14 protein-coding genes are annotated in these 17,513 nt (G+C 54.8%); 6 read left to right on the top strand and 8 right to left on the bottom strand.

The genetic code is table 11. The features are described 5' to 3' along the window. Positions 1–381: 381 nt before the first annotated feature. The gene (gene leuA, locus SD961_RS00630) at positions 382–2,055 is read left to right on the top strand and encodes a 2-isopropylmalate synthase (RefSeq protein WP_318788493.1); all 1,674 of its coding nucleotides are present in this window, start codon (positions 382–384) and stop codon (positions 2,053–2,055) included. Here leuA and SD961_RS00625 read toward each other — a convergent pair. The 3 genes from SD961_RS00625 to gltP form a co-directional block, all read right to left on the bottom strand. After that, the gene (locus SD961_RS00625; protein ID WP_318788492.1) at positions 2,028–2,801 is read right to left on the bottom strand and encodes a helix-turn-helix transcriptional regulator; all 774 of its coding nucleotides are present in this window, start codon (positions 2,799–2,801) and stop codon (positions 2,028–2,030) included. The two genes, leuA and SD961_RS00625, sit on opposite strands and share 28 nt — an antisense overlap. 70 nt (positions 2,802–2,871) lie before the next feature. Further along, positions 2,872–4,416, bottom strand: a complete 1,545-nt coding sequence (locus SD961_RS00620) for a methyl-accepting chemotaxis protein (protein ID WP_318788491.1) — start codon at positions 4,414–4,416, stop codon at positions 2,872–2,874. A 344-nt stretch (positions 4,417–4,760) separates the two neighbouring features. Next, positions 4,761–6,062, bottom strand: a complete 1,302-nt coding sequence (gene gltP / locus SD961_RS00615; protein ID WP_318788490.1) for a glutamate/aspartate:proton symporter GltP — start codon at positions 6,060–6,062, stop codon at positions 4,761–4,763. Positions 6,063–6,592: 530 nt separating this feature from the next. Here gltP and acs point away from each other — a divergent pair. The 3 genes from acs (at position 6,593) to SD961_RS00600 (ending at position 10,759) form a co-directional block, all read left to right on the top strand. Continuing rightward, on the top strand, positions 6,593–8,548 hold the full coding sequence (gene acs / locus SD961_RS00610) for an acetate--CoA ligase (protein ID WP_318788489.1): 1,956 nt from the start codon (positions 6,593–6,595) through the stop codon (positions 8,546–8,548). Between the two features lie 244 nt (positions 8,549–8,792). After that, positions 8,793–9,104, top strand: coding sequence for a DUF485 domain-containing protein (locus tag SD961_RS00605; protein ID WP_306208523.1), 312 nt, complete (start codon positions 8,793–8,795; stop codon positions 9,102–9,104). After that, positions 9,101–10,759, top strand: coding sequence for a cation acetate symporter (locus SD961_RS00600; protein WP_318788488.1), 1,659 nt, complete (start codon positions 9,101–9,103; stop codon positions 10,757–10,759). Before SD961_RS00605 ends, SD961_RS00600 begins: the two co-directional genes overlap by 4 nt. Before the next feature lie 41 nt (positions 10,760–10,800). Here the strand turns inward: SD961_RS00600 and SD961_RS00595 are convergent, their stop codons facing one another. The 3 genes from SD961_RS00595 to SD961_RS00585 form a co-directional block, all read right to left on the bottom strand. Next, positions 10,801–11,346 (bottom strand): YfaZ family outer membrane protein, encoded by a 546-nt coding sequence (locus SD961_RS00595; protein WP_318788487.1) that lies wholly within the window; start codon positions 11,344–11,346, stop codon positions 10,801–10,803. 145 nt (positions 11,347–11,491) lie between these two features. Beyond that, on the bottom strand, positions 11,492–12,190 hold the full coding sequence (locus SD961_RS00590) for an LrgB family protein (protein ID WP_318788485.1): 699 nt from the start codon (positions 12,188–12,190) through the stop codon (positions 11,492–11,494). Continuing rightward, complete coding sequence (locus SD961_RS00585; RefSeq protein WP_318788484.1) at positions 12,187–12,612, bottom strand: CidA/LrgA family protein; 426 nt, start codon at positions 12,610–12,612, stop codon at positions 12,187–12,189. Before SD961_RS00585 ends, SD961_RS00590 begins: the two co-directional genes overlap by 4 nt. A 102-nt stretch (positions 12,613–12,714) precedes the next feature. Between SD961_RS00585 and SD961_RS00580 the strand changes: the two genes are divergently transcribed. Further along, complete coding sequence (locus tag SD961_RS00580; protein ID WP_318788483.1) at positions 12,715–13,629, top strand: LysR family transcriptional regulator; 915 nt, start codon at positions 12,715–12,717, stop codon at positions 13,627–13,629. Between the two features lie 333 nt (positions 13,630–13,962). Further along, a complete protein-coding gene (locus tag SD961_RS00575; protein ID WP_318788482.1) occupies positions 13,963–14,172 on the top strand; it encodes a DUF1471 domain-containing protein in 210 nt (69 codons plus the stop codon). A gap of 123 nt (positions 14,173–14,295) precedes the next feature. Here SD961_RS00575 and SD961_RS00570 read toward each other — a convergent pair whose 3' ends face one another. Together SD961_RS00570 and SD961_RS00565 are read right to left on the bottom strand one after the other, a co-directional pair. Then, the gene (locus SD961_RS00570) at positions 14,296–15,945 is read right to left on the bottom strand and encodes a Na+/H+ antiporter (protein WP_318788481.1); all 1,650 of its coding nucleotides are present in this window, start codon (positions 15,943–15,945) and stop codon (positions 14,296–14,298) included. A 170-nt stretch (positions 15,946–16,115) separates the two neighbouring features. After that, positions 16,116–17,465, bottom strand: a complete 1,350-nt coding sequence (locus SD961_RS00565; RefSeq protein WP_318788480.1) for an NCS2 family permease — start codon at positions 17,463–17,465, stop codon at positions 16,116–16,118. Between the last annotated feature and the right edge of the window lie 48 nt (positions 17,466–17,513).

Below are 17,513 nucleotides of genomic sequence, written 5' to 3'. Positions count from 1 at the left end.
TATTCCTTAACACATTTTTATCAAAATCACTTTCACCCGAAAAATTGCGCCCTGTAATGCCGTTTCAGTCACATTTTAATGTTAATTATTTTTCAACATAGTGAGAAATGGCTTAAAATAAGCGTGATTTTTAAGAAAGGCTTGTGGCAACCATAATTATCCTTTAAAAAAGACTTGAGCGGATAAGTCATAATAGTTATTAAAATACCGCTCACAGCAAATGCATTGAGTTCTATCACGCCAACACCAGGGCGTTCAGGAAGCAGACCATCAGGTCTGCTTTTTTTTGTTTGTCAGATCCTCTCTACATGCTGTCAGTTTTGCGCCAGCCTCCTCTATCGCATCCCGGCAGAATGAATTCTTTACTTCAGGAGAGTCATCATGCTGTTAACCCCTTCAGAAAAGTATTCGCCAGCCCCCGTTTTATCCCTGCCCGATCGCCAGTGGCCGGGAAATACCCTGACTCAGCCGCCGCGCTGGCTCTCTACCGACCTGCGCGACGGCAATCAGGCGCTGGCAGAGCCGATGGACAGTGAGCGTAAGAGGCTGTTCTGGGAATTGCTGTTGCAATGTGGTTTTAAGGAGATTGAGGTGGCTTTCCCTTCCGCCTCGCAAACCGACTTCAACTTCGTTCGTGAGCTGATTGAGGGCAATCATATCCCGCCAGACGTGACCATTCAGGTGCTCACGCAGGCCAGAAGCGATCTGATTGACCGGACATTTATGGCGCTGGAGGGGGCGAAACAGGCGACTTTGCATCTCTATAATGCTACCGCTCCCCTGTTCCGTCGTCTGGTGTTCCGGCAGAGCCGGGAAGAGATCGTTGCGTTAGCCGTCAGCGCTACGCGGCAGATCAGGCAGCGCTGCGAGGACTACCCAGCCACGCACTGGACGTTTGAATATTCACCGGAGACGTTCTGTTTTACCGAAAGCGATTTTGCGCTGGAGATCTGCGAAGCGGTCGCCGCCGTATGGCAACCCTGCTCTGCGCGTCCAATGATTATCAATCTTCCGGCAACCGTCGAGGTGAATACGCCTAACGTCTATGCCGATCAGATTGAGTATTTTTGCCGCCATTTCTCCCTGCGTTCGCAGGTGTGCATCAGCGTTCATCCTCATAACGATCGGGGCACCGGCATCGCCTGTGCCGAGCTGGCGATGCTGGCGGGTGCCGATCGGGTGGAGGGCTGTTTGTTTGGCAATGGTGAACGTACGGGCAACGTTGATTTAGTGACGCTGGCGCTGAATCTCTATACGCAGGGCATCTCTCCCGGCCTCGATTTCAGCAATATCAGGCAGATTGTAGAGACGGTGGAGCAGTGTAATCAGCTGCCGGTTCATCCCCGCCATCCCTACGCCGGAGAGCTGGTCTTTACCGCGTTTTCTGGTTCGCATCAGGATGCGATTAAAAAAGGCTTCAGCGCCCGTCAGTTGTCCCCGCTCGATCGCTGGGAAGTGCCTTACCTGCCGCTGGACCCTGCCGATCTCGGCTGCAGTTATGAAGCGGTGATCCGCATTAACAGCCAGTCCGGAAAAAGCGGTGCAGCATGGATGATCGAGCAAAATCATGGTCTGGCGCTGCCACGCGCGCTGCAACAGCATTTCAGCCAACACGTGCAACAGCAGGCCGACCGCGAAGGTGGTGAAATGACCCAGGCGGCCATCTGGCAGCTTTTCTGCCGCTTATATGGGCTGGCATCGCCCCTGGTGTTGCTTAATGATTACCGCTGCCAGAGCGAAGGTGGCGAACTGCTGTTACAGGGAGAAGTCAGTATGGGAGAGAGACGCAAGACGCTGGAAGGCAGAGGAAAGGGGCTGCTTTCCGCAGCCGTCAACGCATTAAGCCGGGCTTTTAATATCACGCTGTCGATTCAGGATTATCATGAGCATACCCTGGGGAAACAGAGCGACAGCCGTTCCATAGCTTATCTTCACTGCGTGCTGCCAGGCGGGCAAACCCATTGGGGAGTGGGCATTGATGGCGACGTGGCCAGGGCTTCCTTACAGGCGCTGCTGAATGTCCTTTCTCACTGCCCCTCTCTCGCCGGAAAATAGTCGCTGGGCGAAACGCCCATAATCCGGCGGAACATGGCGCTGAAGGCACTGTGGCTTTCATAGCCCATATCCAGCGCCACACGCAGTACGGAGTCGCCCGCAGCAAGGCGCGTCAGGGCTTCCATCAGCCTGGCACGCCGCACCCAGTCGCTGAACTGTAACCCTGTCTCCTGTTGAAAATGTCGCGCCAGCGTCCGGCTGCTGACGTTGATCTGCCTGGCGCTGCTCTCCAGCATCCAGCACTCCGCCGGTTCAGCACGGATGCGCTGGCAAAGCGCGATCAGCGGCGGGCTTTGCGGCTCCGGCAGGCAAAACGGCAGCACATTCATTATCCTGATTTCATCCAGCATCAGCTCATAAATCCGCTCCGTGCGCGTGTTGGGCTGATACGCGTCGGGAAGTAACAGGGCAGAGACGATCAACTCACGCAGCAGCGGAGAGACCTGCACAACCTGGCAGGTCACGGGCAGATCGGCACGTGCCAGCGGGTCGATAAACAGTGTTCTGGCGGCCACCTGACCGGTAATCTGCAACGCGTGCCTGACGCCTGCGGGCATCCAGACGCCGCGACCGGGCGGCACAATCCAGTGACCTTCTGCGGTTTCGACTTTGACTACCCCGGAAAGAGTATGAATCAGCTGGGCGCAGTCGTGATGATGTAGCGGTTCAAGCTCACCGTGCTGATAATCATGGGCGAAAGGGATTAGTGGGCGGGAAGTAAAACGGGGAGTAAAGGTTGTCGACATTCTTGTCACCGGCAGCAGACTAATTACAAAAACTTAGCATGCAACCGGTGACGAAAACAGCTTTTAAGCGCTAGCGGAAAACGCTGATCGCTTCCACCAGCCGCGTTGCCTGATGGGTCATCCGCCCTGATGCCTGCGCGCCCTCTTCCACTCGCGCCGCGTTCTGATGGGTAATATTATCGAGGTCCTCTACCGCCAGGCTGACTTCACTTAACGCCGTTGCCTGCTCGGAAGTTGCCGCGCTGATCTGCGCAATCAGCGTGGTCACGTTCTGCACCTGCGAAACAATATTTTCCATCGTTTGCCCGGCGTCGTTGACCTGGTCACTACCCAGCCGCACTTTGGTAGCGCTGTTCTCCACCAGATCCTTGATCTCGCTGGCGGCTTTAGCGCTGCGCTGCGCCAGACTGCGAACTTCTCCAGCCACCACCGCAAAGCCTTTGCCCTGCTCGCCGGCGCGCGCGGCTTCCACGGCCGCATTCAGCGCCAGAATATTGGTCTGAAACGCGATGCCGTCAATCACGCTGGTAATGCTGGCGATTTTCTTCGAGCTTTCAGCAATTTCGGCCATCATAGTGACCATCTCCTTCATCGCTTTGCCACCCTTGCTGGCCACATCACTGGTGCTTTTCGACAGCGAATTCACCTGCTGCGCCGTTTCGGTATTACTTTGCACCGTCGCGGTCATCTCATTCATCGTGGCGGCAGTCTGCTGTACGTTAGCTGCCGCCTGTTCGGTACGACGGCTCAGCTCATTGTTGCCCTGCGCTATCGCATCACTGGCGCTGAGCACATTGATTGCCTGACCGCTGACATCATTCACCAGCCAGCGGAACATCAGCCCCAGTTGGTCAATCGCCCGCAGCGTGGTGCCAACTTCATCCACGCGATCGATCTGATCGACCTGATGACTGGCGCCCGTTGCCACGCGCAGCGCCTGCTGGCACATCTGCTCAATCGGGCGTGAAATCTGCTGCTCCAGCCAGGCCGAAGCCAGAATCAGTAACAGCGCCATGATGCCGCCGAAAATAGCCAGAGATTGCGCAGGCAGACCCAGCGACCAGACACCCGCTAATGAAAGAGGCAACAGAGCAATCAGAGCGGTACGGATACGCCAGCGTAGCGGCAACGTTTTGAACAGGGAAGCCCAGCGCATCACGCCGGTTCTGACCAGCAGCCCTTTATGGAAACGCCACCCTTTACGTTTGCCCTCGCGGAATTCGCGATAAAGCCGTTCGGTTGCCTGGATCTCCTGCACGGTGGGTTTGGTGCGCACGGACATATAGCCCTGCACTTTGCCCTCTCTGACCACAGGGATGGCGTTAGCCCGCACCCAATAGTAATCGCCATTCTTACGGCGGTTCTTCACCAGTGCCGTCCATGGCTCGCCCTGTTTCAGCGTCGCCCACATATCCGCAAAGGCTTCCGGCGGCATATCGGGATGCCGCACCAGATTGTGCGGCTGGCCGTTAATCTCATCCGGCGTAAAGCCGCTGGCCTCGATAAACGCATCGTTAGCATAAGTGATATGGCTGTTGATATCGGTGGTCGACATCAGTGTGGCCCGATCGTCAAACATATACTCTTGCTGGGTGACGGGTAAATTTGTACGCATGAATGAATACCCTTGAGGCTGCCGCCTGAATTGACTTAGTGGGATAAATTACGGTTTTTTATATTTTCGGCGGCAGAGGGGTGAACTTTAGCGGCCTGAAAGAAATTACGTGATTCTTGTCGCAAACCGGGAATTCAGGCGGGCCGTGCGTTGCGCAGAAAATGAACCGGTTCCAGAGCAGAGATACCCCTTCATCTGCCAGGCCATTATTATCAAGAGGAATTTCAGGATAGAGCGGAGATAAGGTTGCAGAAAAGCAGTGAGTGGAAAAAAGAGGCGGTAAAACTGAGGGTTAGTAAAGAGTGCTAAGGGCGGGTTTTTCTGCCCTCAGCACCCACTTATCATCAGGTCGCTGAAGCTAATTTCTTCATTTTTGATTCATATGCCACTGCCTGCTTAGCATCGAACTGGTTTTCCCATTTGGCAATAACCAGCACCGCCAGCGCATTGCCCACCACGTTCAGCGCGGTACGCGCCATGTCCATGATGCGGTCTACACCAGCAATAAAGGCCAGGCCTTCCAGCGGAATACCTACGCTGCCAAGCGTGGCCAGCAGCACCACGAAGGAGACGCCCGGTACGCCTGCAATACCCTTTGAGGTCACCATCAGCGTCAATACCAGCACAATTTCCTGACCCACAGAGAGGTCGATGCCGTAGAGCTGGGCGATAAAGATGGCCGCGATGCTTTGATAGAGCGTCGATCCGTCGAGGTTAAACGAGTAGCCCGTCGGCACCACAAAGCTGGTGATCGATTTCGGCGCGCCATAGGCTTCCATCTTCTCCATGATACGCGGCAGCACGGTTTCCGAACTGGAGGTGGAGTAAGAGAGGATCAGCTCATCTTTCAGAATGCGCATCAGCGTGGTGATACGCAGTTTGCAGAGACGTGCGACGCCACCCAGCACTACAAAAGCAAAGAACAGGATCGCAGCGTAAACCAGGATAACCAGCTTCGCTAACGGCCACAGCGAGGCGAAACCGAAGTTGGCGATGGTCACCGAAATCAGCGCAAACACCCCAATCGGCGCGTAACGCATGATCATGTGGGTGACTTTGAACATCGCTTCAGAGGTAGAGCGGAACACCTTCAGCAACGGATCGCGATGTTCGGCAGGCAGCGAAGAGAGCCCCAAGCCAAACAGCACGGAGAAGAAGATGATCGGCAGCATGTCGCCTTTGGCGATGGCGGCGAAGATATTCTGCGGGATCAGCGACAGAATGGTGGTGACCAGGCTGTGCGCCCCGCCCTGCACCTGCGCCGTGGTTGCTTCATACTTAGAGATGTCCACCGTTGCCAGCGTCGACATATCAATGCCGTAGCCGGGTTGAAACACGTTCGCCAGGGTAATGCCTACCACAATGGCAATGGTGGTTATCACTTCAAAATAGACGATGGTTTTCACGCCAATTCGCCCGAGTTTTTTTGCATCACCCACACCGGCAATACCTACGATCAGGGTGGAGATGACGATGGGCACGACAATCATTTTGATCAGGTGAATAAAGATGTCACCAGCGGGGCTGAGAAGGTTAGTGATTAACCATTCACGTTCTTCCGGCTGGTTATGCAATATAGCGCCGACGATGATCCCCAGTACTAACGCCGTCAGTATTTGCCAGGCAAGGCTGAATTTTGCTTTCATAACTTGTCTTTTTCCTTAACAAAACCCGTGCTCCGCGCAGAATGGCGGAATGAATCACTCTCAAGGGGAGTAGGCCGATGTCGGCTAATTCGCGGATAATGGATGGTTGAAACCTGAATTTCAGGCGCGTAATCAGTACCATTTTCACTGGTATAAATGCAACCCTAAGCGACATGTGGCTACTTTATGGTCAGGTAACAGGATAAAGCTCTGAAACGCCGCCACTTATAGTAACTTGTTGTTATACTTAGAAATAATTTAGATTCATTAAGCATATCTATGCATTTTGTGTCATTGCGTTGAAATAATGATACGTTTCAGTTGTCTGTTTTATAAGCGATGATTTTCGTTGATGCGCTGCTTTTGTGGGCAAAAAGGCGAAAAGGTTCCACCCTCTGGGGGCCATTCAGAGCCATTTCATTACCTGATGTTATGACGTGATCTGTGGCGCAAAAAGCAAACAAAACTCCCCGGCTCGCTTTAATTAACCTTTGATTGACATATCATTAACATCTTCAAGGAGATTTGCCATGAGCCAACAACACCGACACCCTGTTCCCGCCAATATTGCGGAAAATGCCCTGATCACTGCCCATCAGTACCAGTCGATGTATCAACAGTCTGTACAAGACCCCGATGCGTTCTGGGGCGAACAAGGCAAAATACTCGACTGGATCAAACCCTTTTCTGTGGTGAAGAACACTTCGTTCGCGCCGGGTAATATTTCTATCCGCTGGTATGAGGATGGCACGCTGAACCTGGCGGCTAACTGCCTTGACCGTCATCTGCACAGCCGTGGCGATCATCCCGCCATTATCTGGGAAGGAGATGATGCCAGTGAGAGCAAAACGCTGACTTTCCGCGAGCTTCACCGGGAAGTCTGCCGCTTTGCCAACTCCCTGACCGAGCTTGGGGTGAACAAAGGCGACGTGGTGGCTATTTATATGCCTATGGTGCCGGAAGCTGCGGTTGCCATGCTGGCCTGCGCGCGCATTGGCGCGGTGCACTCGGTGATTTTCGGTGGCTTTTCTCCGGAGGCCGTGGCGGGCCGCATTATTGATTCCAGCGCTAAGCTGGTGATCACAGCCGATGAAGGTGTACGTGCGGGCCGTACTATCCCACTGAAGAAGAATGTTGATGACGCGCTGGCTAATCCCGGCGTGAAGACTATTACCAATGTGGTGGTGTTCAGGCGCACCGGCAAAGAGACGGGCTGGGTAAATGGCCGCGACCTCTGGTGGCATGAGTTAATGAATAAGGCCAGCGCGCACCATCAGCCGGAAGAGATGAGTGCGGAAGATCCGCTGTTTATCCTTTATACCTCAGGTTCCACCGGCAAACCCAAAGGGGTGCTGCACACCACCGGCGGTTACCTGGTCTATGCCGCGACAACCTTTAAATATGTTTTTGATTACCATCCTGAAGATGTTTACTGGTGCACCGCTGATGTGGGCTGGATAACCGGACACAGCTACCTGCTGTATGGCCCACTGGCCTGCGGCGCGACCACTTTGATGTTCGAGGGCGTGCCCAACTGGCCGAAGCCCAGCAGGATGGCAGAAGTCGTCGATAAACACAAAGTTACTCTTCTTTATACCGCACCTACCGCCATTCGCGCCCTGATGGCCGAAGGGGACAAAGCGATTGCCGGAACCGATCGATCCAGCCTGCGCATTATGGGTTCCGTGGGTGAGCCGATCAATCCGGAGGCCTGGGAGTGGTATTACAACAAAATTGGTGACGGACGCTGCCCGATTGTGGATACCTGGTGGCAGACCGAAACGGGCGGCTTTATGATCACCCCGCTGCCTGGCGCGACGGAACTGAAAGCGGGCTCAGCGACTAAGCCCTTCTTCGGCGTACAGCCTGCATTGGTAGATAATGAAGGGCATGCTCAGGAAGGGGCCTGTGAAGGCAACCTGGTGATTGTGGATTCCTGGCCGGGCCAGGCCCGCACCCTCTATGGCGATCACGACCGCTTTGAACAGACTTACTTCTCTACCTTTAAAAATATGTATTTCAGCGGTGACGGTGCGCGCCGTGACGAAGAAGGTTACTACTGGATCACCGGGCGGGTTGACGATGTGCTGAACGTTTCAGGCCATCGCCTTGGCACGGCAGAGATCGAATCGGCGCTGGTGTCGCATCCGAAAATTGCCGAGGCTGCCGTGGTGGGTATTCAGCACAGCATCAAAGGCCAGGCAATTTATGCCTATATCACCTTAAACAGCGGCGAAGAACCCTCTCCTGAGCTTTATACCGAAGTGCGTAACTGGGTGCGCAAAGAGATTGGTCCGATAGCCACGCCAGATGTGCTGCACTGGACCGACTCGCTGCCGAAAACCCGTTCGGGCAAGATTATGCGCCGCATCCTGCGCAAAATTGCTTCGGGCGATACCAGTAATCTGGGCGACACCTCCACGCTGGCCGATCCTGGCGTCGTGGAGAAACTGCTCGAAGAGAAGCAGTCCATTAAGATGCCGTAGCGGCACAGGTTTTAAATAGCGTCATAACGGTAAATGGGCAGCGTAATAAAAAGAAGTTAATAACGCTGCCCATTATTCATTTCACTAACAGTCATTGAATGCTTTAACCCTATCCTACAGACCCTGAATAATTTGAGGTTTGGTGCGACGAGCGTATTCCGGGAGCCTGCTCCAGGGGGCGCTCGTGCACTATCCGCAGCCTGAAGTATGACGGGTATAAAAGAATACCTCTGGAGACTCTGTGATGAATGACATTATTTATCAACGGATAGAAAAGAGTGCACGCTTTAAAGAACTGGTGAGAAAACGCCAGGCCTTTGCCACTCTGCTCTCCGTTATCATGCTGATTCTGTACGTGGGCTTTATTCTGCTGATTGCCTTTGCGCCCGGCTGGCTGGGTACGCCGTTGCACGCCGGAACCAACGTCACCCGGGGTATTCCGATTGGCGTTGGGCTTATTGTGATCTCTTTTGTGCTGACCGGCGTTTACGTCTGGCGCGCTAACGGTGAATTTGACCGTTTAACCCGTGAGTTGCTGAATGAGGTAAAAGGATGAAATATCGTCATCTGTTATTTAGCCTGCCCGCCCTTTTGCCTTTTTCCGCGCTGGCTGCCGATGCGATAACCGGCGCGGTGGAAAAGCAGCCGACCAATTACGAAGCGATAATTATGTTTATTATCTTCGTGGCGGCAACGCTCGGTATTACTTACTGGGCCTCTAAACGCACCCGTTCCCGCAATGATTACTATACGGCTGGCGGCAATATCACCGGCTTCCAGAACGGGCTGGCCATGGCGGGTGACTTTATGTCAGCCGCCTCTTTTTTGGGCATCTCCGCGCTGGTTTATACCTCGGGTTATGACGGACTGATCTACTCGCTGGGCTTCCTGGTGGGCTGGCCGATTATTCTGTTTCTGATTGCCGAGCGCCTGCGCAATCTTGGACGCTATACCTTTGCTGATGTGGCTTCTTACCGTCTGAAGCAACTGCCGATCCGCACGCTTTCGGCCTGCGGCTCGCTGGTAGTGGTCGCGCTCTATCTTATTGCTCAGATGGTCGGCGCGGGCAAGCTTATTCAGCTGCTCTTTGGCCTGGATTACCACATTGCGGTGGTGCTGGTAGGGATATTGATGGTGCTCTACGTGCTGTTCGGCGGCATGCTGGCCACTACCTGGGTACAGATTATTAAAGCCGTCCTGTTGCTGTTTGGTGCCAGCTTTATGGCGATTATGGTGATGAAAACCGTTGGTTTCAGCTTTAATAACCTGTTTACCCAGGCGATGGCGGTGCACCCGAAAGGCATTGAGATCATGCGGCCTGGCGGCCTGGTGCATGATCCGGTCTCCGCCCTGTCGTTAGGGCTTGGGCTGATGTTTGGTACCGCCGGTCTGCCGCATATCCTGATGCGCTTTTTCACGGTCAGCGATGCCCGCGAAGCGCGTAAAAGCGTGTTCTACGCCACCGGATTTATGGGCTATTTCTACTTCCTGACCTTTATTATTGGTTTTGGCGCTATCCTGCTGGTTGGCGCTAATCCAGCCTTTAAGGATGCCAGCGGCCTGCTGATTGGCGGAAATAATATGGCGGCGGTACATCTTGCCGATGCGGTAGGCGGCAGCCTGTTCCTGGGCTTTATCTCCGCCGTTGCCTTCGCCACCATTCTGGCGGTGGTGGCTGGTCTGACGCTGGCAGGCGCGTCGGCGGTCTCTCACGATCTCTATGCCAGCGTGTTCCGCAAAGGACAGGCGACTGAACTACAGGAGCTTCGGGTTTCCAAAATCACCGTAGTGCTGCTGGGTTTTGTGGCTATTGCGCTGGGGATTTTATTCGAGAAGCAGAACATCGCCTTTATGGTGGGGCTGGCGTTCTCCATTGCCGCAAGCTGTAACTTCCCGATTATTCTGCTGTCGATGTACTGGTCGAAGCTGACCACACGCGGCGCGATGATTGGCGGCTGGCTGGGATTGATCACCGCTATTATGCTGATGGTGCTTGGCCCGACTATCTGGGTGCAGGTTCTGGGCAATGCCAAACCGATCTATCCGTATGAATATCCGGCTCTTTTCTCAATGCTGGCGGCCTTTATTGGCACCTGGCTCTTCTCTGTTACCGACCATTCGGTATCGGGCGCACAGGAGCGTGAGCGCTTCCAGGCGCAGTTTGTTCGTTCACAGACGGGTGTGGGCATTGAGGGCGGCAAGGCGCACTGAGTAAAGCATAGAGGGGCGGATCGAGCGATCCGCCCTGCGCATCAGAAGTGAACTGAAGCACCTACATAAGGGCCATCGGCAATAACGTTATCTTTACGACCGTCTTTGCCGTTCATGCTCATATATTTATAACCTACACGGACATCAACCAGGGAGATTGGCTGGAAGCTGACGCCGCCTGATGCTTCCTGGTAGTCGTCGATATGGCTGGAGAAGGCGTCCGGAGAGTAGTAGTACTCGCCGTAAACGTTGAACATTTTGGTCACCGGCACCCGCACGCCGCCGCCGACCGCAACGGCATAGCCATCTTTGCTGTCAGTGGGGTTGGTGGACATCACTTTTACGCCAGGTGAGAGGAATACATCGCCAATGGCGACGTTGTAGCCCAGACCCAGGCTCTCTACATTGCCGTCATGATCGCTGCGCAGCCAGTCGCCTGAAAGCGCAAAGCCTGGCGAGTTAGTCCCCAGCCCTACGCGCACGTGGGTGTAATCCTCACCGACGTTAACGCCGCCATCGATTGCCTGCGCGGATCCTGCCAGCGCCAGAAGCGCCAGTGCGCCTGCGGTAGTTGCCACTGCTTTCATTTTTTTTCTCCTGATGAATTTACTCACGCCTTTATCGGGCGGCCTCGCAGAGTAAACTAACTGTGGGCTGAATAAAATGAGACATGGCCTTATCACCGGAGAATTTAGTTAACATTACAAATCATCTGGTAACAGGATGTGTCCCTCAGACCGTTGCCCAGAGCAAATGCCCGATCGCAGGCGCCATTACCACCGTCACCACTCCCGAGAGCATCATCACCAGGCTGGCGACCACGCCCTCTTCCTGACCCAGTTCATAAGCATGAGCTGTTCCGGCCCCATGAGAGGCCGCGCCAAACCCGGCACCTTTTGCCATGCCCTGTTTTACCGCCAGCCTGATAAACAGCAGATCGCCCACCGCCATGCCAAACACGCCAGTGATCACGACAAACAGGGCCACCAGGTCTGGTTGCCCGCCAAGCTGTTTAGCCGCAGCAAGCGCAAACGGGGTTGTGATGGAACGCACCGCCAGGCTCCGCTGGATCTCCTCTGGCAGCGTCAGCAGCCGGGCCAGCCACACCGAGCTGAATATGGCCACTGTCGTGGCGGTAATAACGCCTGCGGTTAACGACATCCAGTGACGCCTGATAATGGCCAGATTTTCATATACCGGCACGGCAAAGGCCAGCGTGGCGGGTCCCAGCAACCAGAGCAGCCAGTGGCTCTCACCAATATAGTTCTGCCACGAGATATGCGTGACCAGCAGCAGCGCGACCAGTACCAGCGGCGTCATCACCAGCGGCATCATCATCAGCTTGTGCCAGCGGCGGTAGAGACGCTTATTAAGGAAATAGATACACACCGTGGCAATCAGGCAGAGAATGCTGATAAGAAAGCTGGTCATTCCGCTCCCCTTTTCTTGCGCTCTGCCAGCCAGATTTCCAGACGATAAACCCGATCGACCACCAGTGCCGTCGCGCCCAGCACCAGCAAAGTGCTGAGGCCAATCACCAGCATAATTCGCCAGCCCTCTACCCGCAGCAGCTGGGAGTAGTTAACTACTGCGACCACGGCCGGAATAAAGAACAGCAGCATTTCGGCCAGCAGCCAGCGCGAACCCGCCTTCACCCAGCCCAGCGGCAGCACGCGCAGCATAATTAAAGCCAGTAACAGCAGCATACCGACGATATTTGCAGGCAGCGGCAGATGGAATCTGTCGACCAGTTGCTGGGCAACCAGAAAGAAGGCGATATAGAGTGCGACCTGAAATGGAACCTGAACACGTTGCAGCCAACCCGTTCTTTGCGAGCTAAGGACCAACGCCATACTGACTTCTCCCTAAATGTATCGAGCCACCAGTATAAAACGGTTACAAAGAGTGAAAAAAATGACTTAATATTATTCAAACTATGCCGTACAGGAATGATTATGGACGTTCGCGCCCTGCGCTATTTTGTCGAAGTGGTACGCCAGCAAAGCTTTACGCGGGCGGCGGAGCAGCTGTATGTCACTCAGCCCACCATCAGTAAGATGCTGCGCCAGCTTGAGGATGAGCTGGGTTGCACGCTGCTGATCCGTGAGGGCCGCAAGCTGCATCTGACCGATACCGGTCAGGCGGTTTACCAGCGCGGGATGACCATCCTGCAGGAGTTCAAGCAGCTTGAAGCTGAGATCAGCGATATTAACGATTTGAAAACCGGCGAGCTGCGGTTAGGTATTCCGCCAATGGTGGGGATGCAGATTGCCGGTTCGATCTCCGCCTTTCGTCACCGTTATCCCGGCGTGGAGCTGAAAATTTCTGAATTTGGCGGCTTAACGGTCCAGCAGGCGGTGCTCTCCGGTAGTCTGGATATTGCGATGACCGCGCTGCCGGTTGCCGATGATTTACCGCTTAACGCTTTACCGTTGATGAGCCATCCGCTCTGCGTGCTGGTACCGCGCACCAGGGAATGGCTGCGGCGCACGCATATTCCGATTGCCGAGCTGGCCTCGCAACCTATCCTGATTTACAACGAAGAGTTTTCCCTCAATCGTCAGCTGATGAAGGCTTTTCAGTCCAGCGGCTTTACGCCGCAGATAGCCGTGCGCAGCGGCCAGTGGGACTTTTTAGCGGCAATGGTACAGGCCGGCATGGGCGTTGCCATTCTGCCGGAGCCGATCTGCCAGCGGCTGGATAAAAAGCACTTGCTCTGGCTGCCGCTGGAGTCCGATCTGGTCTGGAAGCTGGGGCTTATCTGGCGGGAAGGCAGCTATCTGTCAAAAAGCGCCCAGGCCTGGATAGCCTGCTGCCGGGAGTTCTGGCCCGGTCAGGCTCCTACGCTATCGGTAGGGTCGCGCACATAAGAGGCCTGAATGACCGCCAGCACACGGAGGGTTGTTCCATATTCCTCAGGCTGTACGCTGCCTTTTAACTTCTGCCAGAGACAAACTCAAAGGGACGATCGCCGGGCCGATGCTACCTATTGCGGCGATCTGTTCTGAAGAGGGTTTAAAACAGCTGCTGCGCCTTCGCTATTGCATCCCGATATAACCAAATCTTCACAGCCCAATAATCATTCAGTTATTTTGATTAATTAGAGCAAATAGCTCAGCTTTCATTCACACCTTCTCACGCCTATGATTGTTCACATCGGGGCATAAAGCCTCCCAAAAAATTAAAAAACTCAGGAAATAATCATGAAAACCATCAAAACTTTAGTTGTAGTTACCGCCCTGTCTCTGGTTTCTTTCACCAGCTTCGCTCAGAGCGTTACCGCTTCTGCTTCCACGCTGGATGGTGCAGTCGCTAAAATTGCCGCTGAGGCTCATCAGGCTGGTGCCTCCTACAAAATCACCGGCGCTCGCGTAGACAATGGCGCTTACGTCTCGGCTGAACTGGCTAAATAAGTCTCTTTGCCTGAGCCAGAGCTGAAAAAGGCCGCCCAATGGGCGGCCTTTCTGTCTCTGCAAACCGGATGCAATCGACCTGTAAATCCTCTGGCCCGCGAACTCAGCTACGGGCGAAGCGATCTACTCTTCCTTCTCGATCAGCAGTGCCTCCAGTAAATCGAGGTCGTGCAGCAGTTTTTGCATCGTCTCGTTGCTGATCTTCTGCGTGGCGCGCAGGTGATAGAGTTCACCCCGTTCGGCGCGCAACGCAGTCAGGCGGAAGCGGCGTTCAAGGTTCTCGGCGTAGAGTGAACGCTCAAGATCCTCTTTCCCTACTACCCGTCGACGAAGATTACCTGTAACCCGCGAACTCACCTCTTTAATCAGTTCAGGATCGATATTCTCTTCCGTATCTACCACCAGGCGCTCTTCCATCTTATGCAGACTCTCAATGGCGGTACCGGCCATGACCGCACGGGCCATCTGAATCTCGTGCCGGTGCGCGTTCTTATCCTTGCCGGCAATGCCGCGCAGCAGCAGCGGCAGCAGCACCACGCCCACCAGCAGCGAGAACAGGATCACGCCCGTTGCCAGAAACACCAGCTCATAACGCGCCGGGAAAGCGTCTCCGTTGCTCAGATAGAGCGGAATAGAGAGGACACCGGCCAGCGTAATCGCCCCACGAACCCCTGCGAAAGAGGCAATCAGCAGCTCACGCAGCGAGTAGCTGGTGAACTCCATCGGCTTCTTCTTCAGCAGCCGTTTGCTGATCAGCTGCATGGTCCAGAGCCAGCCGAAACGCACAACCATCAACGCGGCGTAAATCAGCACCACGGAAAGCATCAGCATCCACAAATCGACGTTCGGGTCAGCATCCGCCTGGGTGACCGAGATCTGCAAAATAGCCGGTAGCTGGAGTCCCAGCATCAGGAACACCATGCCGTTAAACACAAATTCCAGCATCTGCCAGACGCTGTTGGCACGCAGGCGCATAGCCAACGGAGCCTGACGGATAATACCGGAACGGGTGATGGTCATACCGGCCGCAACCGCCGCCAGAATGCCCGATACGCCAATATGTTCCGCAATCAGATAAGAAGCAAAAGGCAGCAGCAGCAGCAATACAGTTTGCGTAGCGGGATCGTCTCCGCTCCAGCGGCTGAACAACCGCAGCGATTTCCCGTACAGCCAGCAGATAGCGATACCCGCCAGCAGGCCGCCAATCGCCACTTTTAAAAATTCGATGGTGGCGCCGGAGACGGTAAACACCATCGTTCCCATTGCTACAGCCACCGCAAACTTCAGGGAGACCAGGCCGGAGGCGTCGTTCATCAGCGCTTCGCCCTGCAAAATCGACATGATTTTTTTCGGTATCCGCCCCTCGCCCACAATGCCGGAGAGCGCCACGGCATCGGTTGGTGAGAGTACGGCTGCCAGCGCAAAAGCAGGCAGCAACGGGATCCCCGGCACCAGCCAGTAAATCAGGTAGCCAATCCCTACTACCGTAATCAGTACCAGAACCAGTGCCAGACCGATAATCTCACGCCCGTGGTGCAAAAATTCGCTGGTTGGCGTTTTCCAGCCGTCAGCAAACAGCAGCGGCGGGATAAACAGTACCAGGAACAGCTCAGGGTCGAAGTCGACATGCAGGCCAAACGTCGGCCAGGCGAGCAGCGCGCCCAGGCCTATCTGCACCAGCGGCAGCGGGATTTGAAAGGGGATAATGCGGGCGGCAACGCCGGAAAGCGACACCATCAGCGTTAAGATGAGGATAGTAAAAAAGATTTCCATGTTTTCCTTATACGTCTTCCTGGGGAGTGCTAAAACTCAGACGAAAATGTGATCAGGCTCAGTGAATAGTAAAACAAAAAGGGCAAGGGTTTAAAAACAGGAAGTGCCTATTTGCAGAAAAAACGGGAGAGAAGGAGAGAAACGGGAGCCGTAAGCTGGCTCCCGGAAAATCAGATCGCCCAGCCACCGGCATAAAACGCCACCAGCGCGACCGCAATGATCACCGTGCCAGCGTTCAGCTTGCGCCATTCGCCTGCGAATATCCGGCCAATCACCAGTGAACCGAAACCAAGCATGATGCCGGTAACGATGTTACAGGTCAGCACGATAAAGACCGCAGCCAGCAAACCGGACATCGCGTCGACAAAATCATCAAAATCAATTTTCGATACGTTGCTCAGCATCAGCAGACCGACATACATCAGCGCGGGCGCTGTAGCATAGCCTGGTACCAGATAGGCCAGCGGAGAGAGGAACAGGATCAGCAGGAACAGGATGCCGACCACAATCGCCGTCAGGCCGGTTTTACCGCCTGCCGCCGTACCCGCTGCGGATTCGATATAGACCGCTGCAGGAGAAGCGCCTACCAGCCCGGAGAAGATGCTGCTGAGGGAGTCAGTGGTTAGCGCTTTACCACCGTTGATGATCTGGTTCTCTTTATCCAGCAGGTTTGCCTGCCCGGCCACCGCACGGATAGTACCTGTAGCATCAAAAACGGCGGTCATTACCAGCGCCAGCACGCTTGGCAGCACCGCAGGTTTCAGCGCACCGAGGATATCCAGACTGAATACCAGTGAGTTGCCCTGGGCATCGCTCAGACTCGGCATGGCAAACAGCCCCTGATATTTTACCGCCGGGTCAAAGATCAGGCCGAGAATGGAAATGGCAATAACCGTCAGCAGAATGCCGCCGGGCACGCGCAGTTTTTCCAGGCCAAAGATCACCGCCAGCCCCAGCAAAGACATCATTACCGGGAACGACGCAAAGTCTCCCAGCGCCACAGGCAGGCCGGGCGCCGGGTTTTTCACCACCAGTCCGACACCATCAGCGGCAATCAGCAGCAGAAACAGGCCAATCCCCACGCCGGTGCCGTGCGCCACGCCCATCGGCAGGTTGCGTAGTATCCAGGAACGAATGCCGGTGGCAGAGATAATGGTGAACAGGATCCCCATCAGGAAGACGGCACCCAGCGCCACAGGCACGCTGATATGCTGCCCCAATACCAGACTGAACGCGGTAAATGCGGTCAGAGAGATGGCACAGCCGATAGCCATGGGCAGATTAGCCCACAGCCCCATAAGCAGTGAACCGAAGCCCGCAACCAGACAGGTTGAAACAAATACTGCCGCCGGAGGGAAACCCGCTTTGCCCAGCATGGAGGGAACAACAATGACGGAATAGACCATCGCCAGGAAGGTCGTGAGGCCTGCTATGATTTCCTGGCGAACAGAACTGCCGCGCGCAGAAATTTTAAACCAGCTGTCCAGTGAACCACCGGGCTGATGAGAAGGAGTCGACATAGTGAAAAATCCCCTGAGATTTCTTATGAGTTATTGATGCGTGACGCA

This window comes from Erwinia sp. MMLR14_017 (assembly GCF_033657285.1).
In the GTDB taxonomy this organism is placed as follows: domain Bacteria; phylum Pseudomonadota; class Gammaproteobacteria; order Enterobacterales; family Enterobacteriaceae; genus Erwinia.
Note: the sequence above shows the minus strand (reverse complement) of the source record. Positions and strands in the feature narration are given on the sequence as shown.

Excerpts from the sequence above, each read along its gene's own strand:
- leuA (WP_318788493.1), top strand. The coding sequence starts at position 382 with ATGCTGTTAACCCCTTCAGAAAAGTATTCGCCAGCCCCCGTTTTATCC.
- SD961_RS00625 (WP_318788492.1), bottom strand. The coding sequence starts at position 2,801 with ATGTCGACAACCTTTACTCCCCGTTTTACTTCCCGCCCACTAATCCCT.
- SD961_RS00620 (WP_318788491.1), bottom strand. The coding sequence starts at position 4,416 with ATGCGTACAAATTTACCCGTCACCCAGCAAGAGTATATGTTTGACGAT.
- gltP (WP_318788490.1), bottom strand. The coding sequence starts at position 6,062 with ATGAAAGCAAAATTCAGCCTTGCCTGGCAAATACTGACGGCGTTAGTA.
- acs (WP_318788489.1), top strand. The coding sequence starts at position 6,593 with ATGAGCCAACAACACCGACACCCTGTTCCCGCCAATATTGCGGAAAAT.
- SD961_RS00605 (WP_306208523.1), top strand. The coding sequence starts at position 8,793 with ATGAATGACATTATTTATCAACGGATAGAAAAGAGTGCACGCTTTAAA.
- SD961_RS00600 (WP_318788488.1), top strand. The coding sequence starts at position 9,101 with ATGAAATATCGTCATCTGTTATTTAGCCTGCCCGCCCTTTTGCCTTTT.
- SD961_RS00595 (WP_318788487.1), bottom strand. The coding sequence starts at position 11,346 with ATGAAAGCAGTGGCAACTACCGCAGGCGCACTGGCGCTTCTGGCGCTG.
- SD961_RS00590 (WP_318788485.1), bottom strand. The coding sequence starts at position 12,190 with ATGACCAGCTTTCTTATCAGCATTCTCTGCCTGATTGCCACGGTGTGT.
- SD961_RS00585 (WP_318788484.1), bottom strand. The coding sequence starts at position 12,612 with ATGGCGTTGGTCCTTAGCTCGCAAAGAACGGGTTGGCTGCAACGTGTT.
- SD961_RS00580 (WP_318788483.1), top strand. The coding sequence starts at position 12,715 with ATGGACGTTCGCGCCCTGCGCTATTTTGTCGAAGTGGTACGCCAGCAA.
- SD961_RS00575 (WP_318788482.1), top strand. The coding sequence starts at position 13,963 with ATGAAAACCATCAAAACTTTAGTTGTAGTTACCGCCCTGTCTCTGGTT.
- SD961_RS00570 (WP_318788481.1), bottom strand. The coding sequence starts at position 15,945 with ATGGAAATCTTTTTTACTATCCTCATCTTAACGCTGATGGTGTCGCTT.
- SD961_RS00565 (WP_318788480.1), bottom strand. The coding sequence starts at position 17,465 with ATGTCGACTCCTTCTCATCAGCCCGGTGGTTCACTGGACAGCTGGTTT.